General features: G+C 60.6%; 14 protein-coding genes. 7 read left to right on the top strand and 7 right to left on the bottom strand.

The genetic code is table 11. From position 1 onward, the window contains the following. Nucleotides 1-173 precede the first annotated feature (173 nt). On the top strand, nucleotides 174-857 hold the full coding sequence (locus AK821_RS16200) for a response regulator transcription factor (protein ID WP_064120914.1): 684 nt from the start codon (nucleotides 174-176) through the stop codon (nucleotides 855-857). Beyond that, on the top strand, nucleotides 835-2,229 hold the full coding sequence (locus tag AK821_RS16205; RefSeq protein WP_064390606.1) for a sensor histidine kinase: 1,395 nt from the start codon (nucleotides 835-837) through the stop codon (nucleotides 2,227-2,229). Before AK821_RS16200 ends, AK821_RS16205 begins: the two co-directional genes overlap by 23 nt. Before the next feature lie 129 nt (nucleotides 2,230-2,358). On the opposite strand, the gene AK821_RS16210 is transcribed toward AK821_RS16205, so the two are convergent. The 3 genes from AK821_RS16210 to AK821_RS16220 are packed head-to-tail and all read right to left on the bottom strand — an operon-like array spanning nucleotide 2,359 to nucleotide 4,637. Next, a complete protein-coding gene (locus AK821_RS16210) occupies nucleotides 2,359-2,769 on the bottom strand; it encodes an SRPBCC family protein (RefSeq protein WP_064390607.1) in 411 nt (136 codons plus the stop codon). Nucleotides 2,770-2,790: 21 nt separating this feature from the next. Next, a complete protein-coding gene (locus AK821_RS16215; RefSeq protein WP_064390608.1) occupies nucleotides 2,791-3,588 on the bottom strand; it encodes an SDR family NAD(P)-dependent oxidoreductase in 798 nt (265 codons plus the stop codon). Continuing rightward, a complete protein-coding gene (locus tag AK821_RS16220; RefSeq protein WP_064390609.1) occupies nucleotides 3,585-4,637 on the bottom strand; it encodes an aldo/keto reductase in 1,053 nt (350 codons plus the stop codon). The genes AK821_RS16215 and AK821_RS16220 overlap by 4 nt, the downstream gene beginning before the upstream one ends. 113 nt (nucleotides 4,638-4,750) lie before the next feature. Here AK821_RS16220 and AK821_RS16225 point away from each other — a divergent pair, with 113 nt between their 5' ends. Beyond that, complete coding sequence (locus tag AK821_RS16225; protein ID WP_064390610.1) at nucleotides 4,751-5,632, top strand: LysR substrate-binding domain-containing protein; 882 nt, start codon at nucleotides 4,751-4,753, stop codon at nucleotides 5,630-5,632. A 153-nt stretch (nucleotides 5,633-5,785) separates the two neighbouring features. After that, nucleotides 5,786-6,445, top strand: coding sequence for a methyltransferase family protein (locus AK821_RS16230; RefSeq protein ID WP_064390611.1), 660 nt, complete (start codon nucleotides 5,786-5,788; stop codon nucleotides 6,443-6,445). 122 nt (nucleotides 6,446-6,567) lie between these two features. On the opposite strand, the gene AK821_RS16235 is transcribed toward AK821_RS16230, so the two are convergent. Next, nucleotides 6,568-7,236, bottom strand: coding sequence for an HAD family hydrolase (locus tag AK821_RS16235; protein WP_064390612.1), 669 nt, complete (start codon nucleotides 7,234-7,236; stop codon nucleotides 6,568-6,570). 69 nt (nucleotides 7,237-7,305) lie between these two features. Then, nucleotides 7,306-7,719 carry a response regulator gene (locus tag AK821_RS16240; protein WP_064390613.1) on the bottom strand — a complete coding sequence of 138 codons (414 nt, stop codon included), beginning with the start codon at nucleotides 7,717-7,719 and terminating at the stop codon, nucleotides 7,306-7,308. A gap of 199 nt (nucleotides 7,720-7,918) precedes the next feature. Here AK821_RS16240 and AK821_RS16245 point away from each other — a divergent pair, with 199 nt between their 5' ends. Beyond that, on the top strand, nucleotides 7,919-8,860 hold the full coding sequence (locus tag AK821_RS16245) for a class I SAM-dependent methyltransferase (RefSeq protein ID WP_064390614.1): 942 nt from the start codon (nucleotides 7,919-7,921) through the stop codon (nucleotides 8,858-8,860). 121 nt (nucleotides 8,861-8,981) lie between these two features. Here AK821_RS16245 and AK821_RS16250 read toward each other — a convergent pair whose 3' ends face one another. Next, nucleotides 8,982-9,761 (bottom strand): helix-turn-helix transcriptional regulator, encoded by a 780-nt coding sequence (locus AK821_RS16250; protein ID WP_064390615.1) that lies wholly within the window; start codon nucleotides 9,759-9,761, stop codon nucleotides 8,982-8,984. Between the two features lie 110 nt (nucleotides 9,762-9,871). On the opposite strand from AK821_RS16250, the gene AK821_RS16255 reads away from it, so the two are divergent. Both AK821_RS16255 and AK821_RS16260 read left to right on the top strand, forming a co-directional pair. Further along, the gene (locus tag AK821_RS16255; protein WP_064390616.1) at nucleotides 9,872-10,987 is read left to right on the top strand and encodes a polyamine ABC transporter substrate-binding protein; all 1,116 of its coding nucleotides are present in this window, start codon (nucleotides 9,872-9,874) and stop codon (nucleotides 10,985-10,987) included. A gap of 152 nt (nucleotides 10,988-11,139) precedes the next feature. After that, entirely contained in the window at nucleotides 11,140-12,258 is a 1,119-nt protein-coding gene (locus AK821_RS16260) for a DmpA family aminopeptidase (RefSeq protein ID WP_064390617.1), read from the top strand. Between the two features lie 253 nt (nucleotides 12,259-12,511). Here AK821_RS16260 and AK821_RS16265 read toward each other — a convergent pair whose 3' ends face one another. Next, nucleotides 12,512-13,144, bottom strand: coding sequence for a TetR/AcrR family transcriptional regulator (locus AK821_RS16265; protein WP_064390618.1), 633 nt, complete (start codon nucleotides 13,142-13,144; stop codon nucleotides 12,512-12,514). Nucleotides 13,145-13,199: the final 55 nt, after the last annotated feature.

Raw genomic sequence — 13,199 nt, forward strand, 5'->3', positions numbered from 1 at the left:
TGCAAATTGCAACAACTGCCGGATAACAGCGGGTTTTATGCATTGGCCTCGAATACCCATCACGCTCGAAATTTGCGTTTGTGACAGGTGAACATGAAAGTTAATTTAAAGCGTCAACGGATTTTCTTGGCAAAATGCAGCCATTCCGTTTGAACCGATCAACAGGCCTGCCTATGACTCGTATCTTGACCATCGAAGACGACGCCGTGACCGCCCGGGAAATCGTCGCCGAACTGAGCAGCCACGGGCTCGACGTCGACTGGGTCGACAATGGCCGCGAAGGCCTCGACCGCGCTGTCAGCGGCAACTACGACCTGATCACCCTTGATCGCATGTTGCCCGAACTCGATGGCCTGGCCATCGTCACCACCCTGCGCACCATGGGCGTGGCCACCCCGATTCTGATGATCAGCGCCCTTTCCGATGTCGACGAGCGTGTACGTGGTTTGCGGGCCGGCGGCGATGATTACCTGACCAAACCGTTCGCCACCGATGAAATGGCCGCACGGGTTGAAGTCTTGCTGCGTCGACAAAACAGCGGCGCCACTCAAGCGACAACGTTGCAGGTGGCCGACCTTGAACTCGACTTGATCAGCCATGAGGCGCGGCGTGCCGAGCAAGTCCTGACGCTGCTGCCGACCGAATACAAACTGCTCGAATTCCTGATGCGCAACAGCGGCCAGATTCTCTCGCGGATGATGATTTTCGAAGAAGTCTGGGGCTATCACTTCGACCCCGGCACCAACCTGATCGACGTGCACATTGGTCGCCTGCGCAAGAAAATCGACGCGGCGGGCAATGTTCCGCTGATCCGCACGGTACGGGGCTCGGGTTATGTCATTGCCGAACCCGTCTGACGGTTGGCGCTCTTCCAGCAGCCGCTTGCTGGCGCTGTACAGTTCGCTGTTCGTGGCGTGGAGCGCGATCCTCATGGGGGTCATGTATTACGAGGTCTCCGGCTACCTCGACAACCTCGCCAAACACTCGCTGATGCAACGTCAGCACCTGTTTTCGCACTTTCGCGGCGCACAGCTGGAAGACGCCCTCGCCGCCAGCATGACTTTCGACATTCGCGGCATCGACGCCTATGGCTTGTTCGATGCCGACGGCGTTTACCTCGGCGGCGCGTTGCAGCAGATCCCCGAGGGGCTGCCGCTGGACGGCAAGATCCACATGCTCGCCGATTGCGCCAACTCCGACGACCCGACCCTGCCCAATGACAGCTGCGACGCCGTCGCCACACAAACCCGCGACGGTCGCTGGCTGGTGTTGTTGCGCGACAACGGCTCGCTGTTCGCGGTGACGCGGATCATTTTGCACGCGTTGTTCTGGGGCGTATCGCTGACGATTCTGCCGGGGATTGCCGGTTGGCATTTGCTGCGACGCCGGCCGTTGCGGCGGATTCGCGCGATTCAGGCCAGCGCGCAGGCGATTGTTGCCGGCGATCTGACGCACCGCTTGCCGCTGTCCAATCGCCGCGATGAACTGGACATGCTCGCCGCCATTGTCAACGCCATGCTCGAACGCATCGAGCGCTTGATGAATGAAGTCAAAGGTGTCTGCGACAACATCGCCCATGACTTGCGCACGCCACTGACCCGCCTGCGCGCGCAGCTTTACCGCATGCAGCAACAGGCCGGCGAAGGCTCGCAGGAAGCGGCGCAACTGGATCTGGTGCTGGCCGAAGCTGACACGCTGATGGCGCGGTTTCGCGGGTTGCTGCGGATTTCCGAGCTGGAGGACCGGCAGCGCCGCTCAGGTTTTGTCGAACTCGATCCGGTGCAATTGCTGGAAGAGCTGCACGAGTTTTACCTGCCGCTGGCCGAGGAAGGCGAACTGCGTTTCGACTTGAACATGCCGGAGACGTTGCCAGCGCTGAACGGTGATCGGGCGCTGTTGTTCGAAGCGTTGGCGAATTTGTTGAGCAACTCGATCAAGTTCACCCCGCCGGGCGGCACGGTGATGTTGCGTGGTGTAAACGCGGGTGGGCAGACGCGGATTGAAGTGCACGACTCCGGGCCAGGGATTCCCGAGGCTGAGCGTGAGGCGGTGTTCCAGCGGTTTTATCGCGCCGAGGGTGGGCAGCCGCAAGGTGGCTTTGGTCTCGGATTGTCGATTGTCGCCGCGATTGTCAGCTTGCACGGCTTCAGTCTGGAAGTCGGCAGCAGCGATCTGGGCGGGGCGAAACTGCTGCTCGATTGCCGGCAGAGCTTGATCGAGAATTCCTGACTCCCGACATGATCGTTCCCACGCTCTGCGTGGGAATGCCTCAAGGGACGCTCCGCGTTCCAGCTTGAGAATGGGACGCAGAGCGTCCCGGGCTGCATTCCCACGCAGAGCGTGGGAACGATCATCAGCTCAGGTTGGGTAATTGGCGCGCAGTGCCTCGAGGCCACCCTGATAGATGCCGCTGAACAGCGCCACCACTTCCTCATCGCTCACGCCTTTGGCATTGAAACGCCCCGACCACGTCACCCGTGCGCCCTGCCCTTGGGCTTCAACCTTGATCGTCGCCAGATAATCCGTCGCCGGGAACGGTGCCTGTTCAATCGAATAGCTGTAAGTCTTCGCCGCGTTATCGAACGCTTGCAGACGCTCGACCACCACGCCGCCGTCAGCGGTTTGCAGCGTGCGCACGCGGCCGCCGTCGCTCAGTTCACTGTTGGGAATAAAGGGCAGCCAATCGGGCAGCGTGTTGAAGCCGCCGATCAATTGCCAGACCTGATCGGCCGAGGCCGGAATATCGATGGTTGCGGATGCTGTTGGCATAAATAAACGTCTCTCCAGAATTCAGATAGTCAGACTGTCGACCACACCGCCATCGACGCGCAAGGCTGCGCCGGTGGTGGCTGAGGACAGCGGCGAAGCGATGTAGGTGACCAGGTGCGCAACTTCTTCAACGTCCGCGACACGCTGGATGATCGAGGTCGGGCGGGCCTTGAGTACAAAGGCGTCGGCTTCATCGCGCAGGTTGCGCCCGGACTCGGCAGCGGCATCCTTGAGCATGTCTTGCAGGCCATCGGTGAAGGTTGGCCCCGGCAGGATCGCATTGACCGTTACACCGGTGCCAGCCAGACGTTTGGCCAAACCGTGGGATACCGCCAGATTGGCGCTTTTGGTCACGCCGTAATTGATCATGTCGGCAGGCGTTGCCACACCGGATTCCGAGGACAGGAAAATCACCCGGCCCCAACCCTGCTCGACCATCGCCGGCACGTAATGCCGCGCCAGGCGCACGCCGGAAATCACGTTGACTTCATAGAAACGCGTCCACTCGCTGTCCGGCGCTTCGAAGAAATCGACAGCGTCGAAGATGCCAAGGTTGTTCACCAGAATGTCCGCGCGCGGTTCGGCGGCGAACAGTTTCTGCGCGCCCTCTGCAGTGCCCAGATCGGCAGCCAGACCACGCAGTTGCGCGCCAGGGACTTTCTCGCGAATGCTCGCCAGCGCCTGTTCGACCTTGCCGGTGTCGCGGCCAATGACGACCACCGTAGCCCCGGCTTCGGCCAACGACTGGCTGATGCCCAGACCAATGCCCGCCGTACTGCCACTGACAATCGCCAGTTTGCCACCCAAGTCAATCTTCATTGCACACCCCCCATGTAGGAGCTGCCGAAGGCTGCGATCTTTTGATCCGGCAACGGCGCCCGTTCAGAAACCAGTTTCGCTTCACGCAATGCCTGCCAGAAACCGGCAGGAATGACCGCCGACAACGCCGCGACATCTTCAGCAATCCGCCCCGGTTTGCTTGCACCGGGAATCACCGCCGCGACCGCTGGGTTGGCCAGCGAAAATTGTAGTGCAGCGGCTTTTACATCGACGTTATAGGCCGCGGCGATGCGCTTGATCTGTTCCACCCTGGCGATGATCTCAGGGCTGGCCTTCTGGTATTCGAAGTGCGCGCCACCGGCGAGGATGCCTGAGCTATAAGGGCCACCGACGACGATTTCAACGTTCTGGGCCAGCGCCGCATCCATCAGGCGTTGCAGCGGGCGTTCGTGATCGAGCAGCGTGTAGCGACCGGCCAACAGGAAACCATCCGGTTGCGCTTCAGTGAGATCGAGGGTCAGTTCACACGGCTCGACTTTGTTCACACCCAGGCCCCAGCCCTTGATCACGCCTTCTTCGCGCAAGCGGGTCAGCACTTTGAACGCGCCGGTACGCGCCTGGTTGAAGTATTCCAGCCATTGATCGCCGTAGAAGTCCTGAGCGATGTCGTGCACCCAGACGATGTCGAGGCGATCGGTTTGCAGGCGCTTGAGGCTGTCTTCAATGGAGCGCAGGGTCGCGTCGGCGCTGTAGTCGTTGACGATCTTGTTCGGGCGACCGTGTTCGAATACACCACTTTTTTCGCCGAGATCGCGGGCGGCGGCATCCTCGATTTCATCGAGAATGACCCGACCGACTTTGCTGCTGAGCACGTAGTCGTCGCGCTTGTATTGCTTCAGTGCTTCGCCGAGGCGGATCTCCGACAGGCCGGATCCGTAAAACGGCGCAGTGTCGAAGTAACGCACGCCGGCATCCCAGGCCGCATGCACGGTGGCTTGCGCTTCCGCTTCCGGAATGGCGCGGAACATGTTGCCCAACGGGGCGGTGCCGAAGCCCAGTTGGCCGGGCAATTTGTCTTTCAAGCTCATGGGTTTTTCCTCGATAGGTTCTGGGTCTGCGTGACCGTTGAGCAGATCCTAGATTGCGGCACCGAGACCGTCCAAGACATAATCTGCAGCACTTGAGTCCCTATAGGTCTGACATGATCGACATCCGCCAATTGCGCTACTTCGTTGTAGTCGCCGAGGAAGAACACGTCGGCCGCGCCGCCGAACGGCTGCATATTTCCCAGTCGCCGCTGAGCCGACAGATCGCCCAGCTCGAGGAGCGCCTGGGGCTGACCCTGTTCGAGCGCAGCCAGCAACGCATTCGCCTGACCCGCGACGGCCAGACCTTCCTTGCTGAAACCCGCGCCCTGCTGACCCACGCCAATCGCCTGGAATCCCTCGGCAAACGCCTCGGTCGCGGTGAAGAAGGCGGCCTGTGCATCGGCTATATCGAGAACGCCATGCACGCCGGAGTTTTGCCCAATGCCTTGCGCGTGCTGCGCGCCGATCGGCCGAATGTGCACGTCGCGTTGTACAACCTCAGTTCCGCCGAGCAACTGGAAGGCTTGCGACAGCGTAGTCTCGATATCGCCTTGGTGAGTGAGCCGCCGACCGATGACGACCCGGATCTGCTGGGTTTTCAAGTGCTCGATGATCCGATGCTGCTGGCCTTGCCGGAGCATCATCGGTTAGCCCAGCAGAACGTGCTGAGCCCCGAGGATCTGGCCGAGCAGGAATGGATCGGCGTGCAGCCGCGTCAGGATGCCAACGATGAGTTTGTCAGCGCGTGCATCCGCGCGGGCTTCAATCCGGATGTGCGCATGCAGGCGACCGAGCCGTTTACCGCGCTGGGGCTGGTGGCGTCGGGGTTGGGGATTGCGATGATCCAGAAAGGTTTGAGCCATAACGCACCGCCGGGAGTGGTGTTGCGTGAGGTGCCGTGGCTGACATTGACCACGCCATTGTGGGCGGCGTGGCACCGGGTCAATTTGCGGCCGTTGGTGGAGACGTTCCGCAAAGTCCTCACTGACGACTGACACACACCCTGTAGGAGTGAGCCTGCTCGCGATGGCGTCGCGCCAGTCGATATCTTCGTTGACTGATTCAACGCTATCGCGAGCAGGCTCACTCCTACAGGGTTTGGTCAGCGTTCTACACTGAACGAATCAGCCCCCTGCCGTGAGTTGACCATGAAAATGTCTGCGCAAATGACCGTCGTCGCAGTCCTCGCCACCCTCGCCTGGCTGGGTCTGGCGGTGTGGGGCATTGGCGGTGTGGCGATGTTCTTTTCCCACGGTTCGCTGGTGATCGTGGCACTGGCGACGATGGCCATGGTGATCGCTTCACTGTTCAGCGAGGTCAACCTTAGTGCTGGCGAGCGTGAAGACCGCGCCAATCGCTGGGTGATTCCGGCCTTTGGCGTGATTGGTCTGGTCAGCGGATTCTTGCCGGCCTACTGCGACCGGGTGAATGTCTGGACCTTCGGTGGTGAAGGCGTGCGCTGGCTCGGCGCTTTGCTGTTTATCGTCGGCGGCGCGCTGCGATTGTGGCCGGTGTTTGTGCTGGGGCGGCGTTTCAGTGGCTTGGTGGCGATTCAGCCGGGGCACCGGTTGGTCACCGATGGCATTTATCAGCACCTGCGTAACCCGAGTTATCTGGGATTGGTGATCAATGCTGTGGGCTGGGCGCTGGCGCTTCGTTCGGTGGTCGGGCTGTTGCTGGCGGCGCTGACCTTGATTCCGCTGATTGCCCGGATTCGTTCCGAAGAGGCGCTGCTGCGTGCGCAGTTTGGGGTTGAGTACGACGCTTATTGCGCGAGGAGTTGGCGTTTGGTGCCTGGGGTTTATTGATTTGCGAACACCGTCACCCTGTAGGAGTGAGCCTGCTCGCGATAGCGATGTGTCAGTCAAATCTGTGTGTCTGACACACCGCTATCGCGAGCAGGCTCACTCCTACAAGGGACTGTGTTGTGTCAGTTTTTTTGCAGGTGAAGTTTGCCGTCGCTGTCGATTTCGACCTGAACAGCAGCATAACTGGCCAACGTCGCATGCGCCGTTTCCAGCGCATGCTGGTGCGTGGTGGTGATGATCATCAGCGGTGCACCGGCCGCTTCGGCAGCCTGAATGCCGACCGTGGCGTCTTCGAAAATCAGGCAATCACGCGCTTCCAGGCCAAGACGTTTGGCAGCCAGTAAATAGCCGGCTGGATCAGGCTTGCCCGCCTGCACATCTTCCGCAGTGATCATCACCGCAGGCGCAGGAATCCCCGCTGCCGCCATGCGCCGCAAGGCGAGATCCCGTGGCGCCGAGGTCACCATCGCCCAGCGTTCTTTCGGCAAGCTGTCGAGAAACGCCGCTGCGCCGGGAATCTCGACAATGCCTTCAACGTCTTCGATTTCCGCTTGGGTAATGAACGCCGCTTGCGCCTCGGCATCAACGCCGGGCAGGTTCAGGCGATTGATCGTGTCGATGGCACGGGCACCATGGATGGTCGGCAGGAATGTTTCCACGTCAACACCATGACGCACCGCCCAAGCGGACCAGATGCGCTCGGCAGCGGCGATGGAGTTGAGGACGGTGCCGTCCATGTCGAACAGGAACGCGCCGAATGCGCGATCGAAAACAGAATCGTGAGCAGACAAAACGTCGCATCCTTTGGCTAGAAACCGGGCCAGCAATGTAGCACTTGCCGGGCCGATTCACCCAACGTGTCAGTGCAGGCGCGGGGCCTTGGACTTGAACGCGCTGTCCACACAGTCGAGCAACTGGCCGATAGCCCAAGGCTTTTTGATAAACGCCACCGAATGCTTGACCCCGGAGGTCTCCGGCGTTTCATAGCCGGACATGACCATCACCGGCTTGTCCGGCCAGCGGTCACCGACCAGGTTGGCCAGATCGGCGCCATTGAGGGTGCCGGGCATGGTGATATCGGTGAGCAATAACGCCACTTGCTGGGCGTGTTGCTCCAGATAAAGCGATGCGGCGTCAGCACTGGTGTGCGGCTCGACCTTGAAACCTTCCTCCTGAAGAATTTCGCAGAGAAACTCCAGAATCAACGGATCATCCTCAACCACCAGAATCAATCCGTCAGGAAGGTGCGCGTCCGCCGTCGGTGTTGGGCACATGAAACTGCACTCCCTGAATTGCATTAACGATTTAGCGGCTTGAATCCGCTGCTTATCTGGTATGAGCAGCGCGTCTTGCAGAAATTCATTTTTGATACAGCTCTTTTCCAAAAGGTCTTTTTTACCGGTCAGCAGCAATCGTTCCCAGAGGCGTGTTTAGGGTTAAAATGCCGGCCCTTTTGTTTGCCGACCCTGACCGATGAACCCTGAAGCCCTCGCCACCCTCCACGCCCATCTGTTGCCTGCGCTTGCGGCGGCACCGAGCGAAACCCGTCGCCTGTTTCACGGGCGCGGACGTTGCTGGCCGGGGCTGGAGCAGTTGACCGTGGACTGGCTGCAAGGCGTGGTGCTGGTGTCGTTGTTCAAGGAACCGCTGCCCGAGCAACTGGACGACCTCAAGCGCTTGCTGCTGGAGATCAGCCGTTCACCGGAGTGGCAGCAGTGCGGCGCGCACACGTTGTTGATCCAGCATCGTTACTTGCCGCAAAGCACGGCTGAATGGCTGCTGGGCGCCGAGATCGACGAAATGACTATCGTCGAGGGAGGTCTGCAGTACCGGATCGATCTGGGCCTCAAACAAAACACCGGTTTGTTTCTCGACATGCGCTACGGTCGCAACTGGGTGCGCGAGCAGGCCAACGGCAAGCGTGTGTTGAACCTGTTCGCCTACACCTGCGGATTTTCCGTGGCCGCGATCGAGGGCGGCGCCGATCATGTGGTCAATCTGGACATGTCCCGCGCAGCCTTGAGTCGCGGGCGCGACAATCACCGTTTGAACGGCCACGACTTGAGCAAGGTCAGTTTCCTCGGCCACGACCTGTTCAAATCCTGGGGCAAAGTGATCAACAGCGGCCCGTACGATCTGGTGATCATCGACCCGCCGTCGTTCCAGAAAGGCAGTTTTCTACTGACCAAGGATTACCAGCGCGTGCTGCGTCGTCTGCCGGAATTGCTCACGGCGCAAGGCACAGTGCTGGCCTGCATGAACGATCCGGCGTTCGGTTCGGACTTTCTGATTGACGGCGTCACGCAGGAAGCGCCGGGGTTGCGTTTTGAGCAGCGGCTGCAGAATCCGCCGGAGTTTGCGGATGTCGATCCTGAAAGCGGACTCAAGGCTTTAGTCTTCCAGCGCACTATCTGACCCACCATAATCCCCTTGTAGGAGTGAGCCTGCTCGCGATAGCGGTGTGTCAGTTAGTACTTATTTGACTGATAGACCGCTATCGCGAGCAGGCTCACTCCTACAGGGGGATTGTGTTGGGTCAGGGAATTGGTGGGCGCAACACCAGGGCAAACAACTCACCATGCCCGGTGACATTGAGCTTGTGATAAAGATTGCGCCGATGCACCTTGACCGTCTCCGGCGAGATGCCCATCTGCTGGGCCATCGCCTTGCTGGAAAAGCCCTGCAAGATCAGCCGTGCCGTATCGACTTCGCGCACCGTCAGCCGCGCGTCGAAGCGGTCAAGCAAGGTCGCCAGATCCCCCGCCACCCCTTCCGCAGGCGGGCCTTGCGGCGGCACCAGTTGCACGTGTCGACGCATCGCCGCCAACACCCAGTCGCGCACGCAGAGCAAGCGGCCTTGCTCAGCCATAGTGAACGTCGTCGAGCGTCCCAGTGACAAACCGAGCACGCCGCCGTCGACGTTGATCATGAACTGCAACTCGTCTTCGCCCACCACCGAACGAAAGTAGCTCTGGTAATACTCACTGTGCAGAAACTGGTCCGGCGCCACCGAGGCCAGGCTGTGCAAGCCATCGGCAATACCGGTGGACGCGGTCAGATAGAACGGATCGAGCAAGTACATCCCGGCCGTGTACCCGGCCAGTTCTTCCTGCTCGTCGGATCGACCCTTGCTGTCGAAGTCGATCAGCAATTGCGGTGCCTGCCCCGCTTTCATCAACGCCACCAGCGCGTTGTCCAGCGGCACCAGCAAGCGCAAGGTGTCGACCAGCGCACGCCAGAAGCCGTCCTGCCCGACGTCGGCAAACACCCGTGCCAGACTTTGATGCACCGGCATTTCCTGCAACAACGCGTCCACGCACTACCCCTTTTGAGTAACCCATGATGGGAATGGGTCCGGCGCGACCGGCCCGATAGGCTGACCACTCCTGTTCATCACCGGCCTGCACAGGCCAGGAGTGCCGCATCATGCGTCGTCACCGTGGCTATATCAACCTGGGCCTCAACCTGGGCCTGCTCGCCAGTATTGGCGCCGGCTCGACCGTTATGGCCGGCGATGCGCCGAGCGTGCACGTCTACAACTGGTACGACTACATCGGCCCGGCCACCCTGCACGATTTCCAGCGCGACAGCGGTATCCAACCGGTCTACGACACCTTCGACAGTGCCGAAGTACTCGAAGGCAAACTGATGACCAGCCGCAGCGGCTACGATGTGGTAGTGGCGAGCAATTTCAGCCTGCCGACGCTGATCAAGGCCGGCGCCCTCGCCCCGCTGCCGCGCGAGCAACTGCCGGGCTGGAAGAATCTCGATGCCGACCTGCTGGCGAAACTGGCCAACAACGATCCCGGCAATCAGTACGCGGTGCCGTACCTGTGGGGCACCAACGGCATCGGTTACAACGTCGACAAGGTTCGCGCCGCGCTCGGTGACAAGGCGCCGGTGGATTCGTGGGAGCTGGTGTTCAACGAAGACAACCTCGCCAAACTCGGCCAGTGCGGTGTGGCGATGCTCGATTCGCCGTCGGAGATGCTGCCGGTTGCCCTGCATTATCTCGGTCTGCCACCCAACAGCACCGATCCCGAAGACTATAAAAAAGCCGAGGCGCTGCTACTGAAACTGCGCCCGCACATTGCCTACTTCAACTCATCGAAGTTCATCAGCGATCTGTCCAACGGCAACATTTGCGTGGCGGTCGGCTGGTCCGGCGCCATGCTCGAAGCCAAGACCAATGCCGAGCAGGCCAACAACGGCGTGAAGATCGCCTACAGCCTGCCCAAGGAAGGCGCGCCGGTGTGGTTCGACACGTTGGTACTACTCAAAGACGCGCCGAATCGTCCTCAGGGTCTGGCGTTTATCGACTATCTGCTGCGCCCGGAAGTGATCGCGCCGGTCAGTGATCATCTGTCTTATCCCAATGGCAATCGCGCGGCGACAGCGTTGGTAGCCGCAGCGACTCGGGACAACCCGGCGGTTTATCCGTCTGCTGCGGCGATGGCCACGCTGTACACCCTGGAACCGCTGCCCAAAGCCATTGAACGCGTACGGACGCGGGTGTGGAGCAAGGTCAAGAACGGCCAGTGAATCCAACACATTTCCCCTCTGTAGGAGTGAGCCTGCTCGCGATAGCGGTGGATCCGGCACCGGTGTATTGAAAGTGCCGACGCTATCGCGAGCAGGCTCACTCCTGCAGGGGACGGTGAGCAACTCAGACTTTTTTAGAGAGATAACCATCAATGAAACCTCGCGCCCGTGACCTCAATATCCGCATCGGCCAGCTGCCGCCCGGCCCGCTCAACGCCATCACCGACGTCCCCGGCGTACGCGTCGGCCACAGCAATGTGCGCGGCCGCAGCAGCGCCGGGCGCGACATCTGCACCGGCGTCACGCTGATCGAACCGCGCCCGGGCTCGACCAATCTGCAACCGTGTTTTGCCGGTGTACATGTGCTCAATGGCAACGGTGACGCCACCGGGCTTGAATGGATTCGCGAGGCGGGCCTGCTGACCAGCCCGATTGCGTTCACCAACACCCACAGCCTCGGCGTGGTGCGCGATGCCTTGATTGCACTGGATCGCCAGCAGCAACCCGACGACGGTCGCCTCTACTGGAACATGCCGGTGGTACTGGAAACCTTTGACGGTTTGCTTAACGACATCAACGGCTTTCACGTCCACCCCGAACACGTCGCAGAAGCGCTCGCCGCCGCCGTCGACGGTTCCGTCATGGAAGGTGCCGTCGGCGGTGGCAGCGGTATGATCTGCCACGAATTCAAGGGTGGCATCGGCACCTCGTCGCGGCGTTTGAGCCCTGTGCAGGGCGGCTGGACCGTCGGCGCGATCGTGCAGGCCAACCACGGTATACGCAATGAGTTGCGAGTCGATGGCTACCCGGTCGGGCGTTATATGGAACAGAAAAACTCGCCGTTCTTGCGAGCATCGTTGCCGCATCCGGGCATGGGTTCGATTGTCGTCTGCCTGGCCACCGACGCGCCGCTGTTGCCGCATCAGTGCACACGTCTGGCACAGCGCGCGAGCCTGGGTCTGGCGCGCACCGGCGGTGGCAACGAGGATCACAGCGGCGACATCTTTATCGCTTTTGCCACTGGCAACGCTCATGTCCCGCCGGCGGCCTACGAAGGCAAAGGCGCGCCGACCTGCGACGGTTTGCGCATGGTCAACAATGACCACATCAGCGAGCTGTTCCTGGCCGCAACCGAAGCGGTTGAAGAAGCGATCATCAATGCCTTGCTGGCCAGCGACAGCACCGAGGGCAACGGGCATTCAGTACCGGGACTCGACGCCGACACCCTGCTCGCTGCCCTCGAAAAATCAGGCTGGCCCGGCGCCCGCTGACACCGCAAAACACTGTAGGAGCTGCCGAAGGCTGCGATCTTTTGATTTTGCTTTTAAAAGACAAGATCAAAAGATCGCAGCCTTCGGCAGCTCCTACAGGGAGTCTGTGAACATTCATGAAAGAGGCCAGCGTCTAGTTGCCCGGGCGACTGGCGGTACTTGAGCCGCCACTTGCACACTCCCAGGATGGAATTCACGGGCTCCACTTCCTCCCCATCAAAGAGCTTTGAGGCTCTTTTTTTGTCTGCGCAAATCAGCTGTCCGGCAGCGAATCGGTGCGAATCGAGCACCAGGCCGCTAGCGCCAGCAACTCGCGATATTCCGCCGGGCTGCCCTTCACCCGTCCGGCCAACCAGGCGCGGCAATAACTGTCGGCCTGACCAATGATCAACGACGGCAACAGTTCTGCGGGCAGCGCCTTGAGCTCGGCAGCGCGCCCCGATTCGGCCAGCCAGTCGCGCAGACGCACATTGCGCGTCTTGTTGCGCTCCGCCAATTCGTTCTTGAACGGCCCTTTGGTCACGGCAAATCGTGCGTGGTACTGGAAGCGTGCCCACTCCGGTTGACGTTCGACCCAATCGACGTAGCTGAACACCAGCGCTTGCACGCCTTCCTCGGTGGTTTGCGCCGCCTCCAGATAGGCATCGCGCAGGCGCGCCTGGTCTTCCAGCGCGGTGAAAAACAGCGCCGCTACCAAGCCTTCCTTGTTGCCGAAATGGTGATAGATCGCCCCGACACTGGTGTCGCACTCGGCGCGAATCATTTCGATGGTAGTGGCTTCAATCCCCTGCTCGTTGAACAGGCTCAGCGCCTTGCGAAAGATGTCGCGCTTGAGTTCGGCACGGCGGCCGGGGTAGCTGCGTTCAAGTAAATCTACGGTGTCCATGCGGCTCACTGCCTGGAGATTGGAGTTGAAAGGCACTTGCCGTGCCCGTGCCAAA

The sequence above is a fragment of the Pseudomonas sp. RIT-PI-r genome, assembly GCF_001297015.1.
GTDB lineage: Bacteria > Pseudomonadota > Gammaproteobacteria > Pseudomonadales > Pseudomonadaceae > Aquipseudomonas.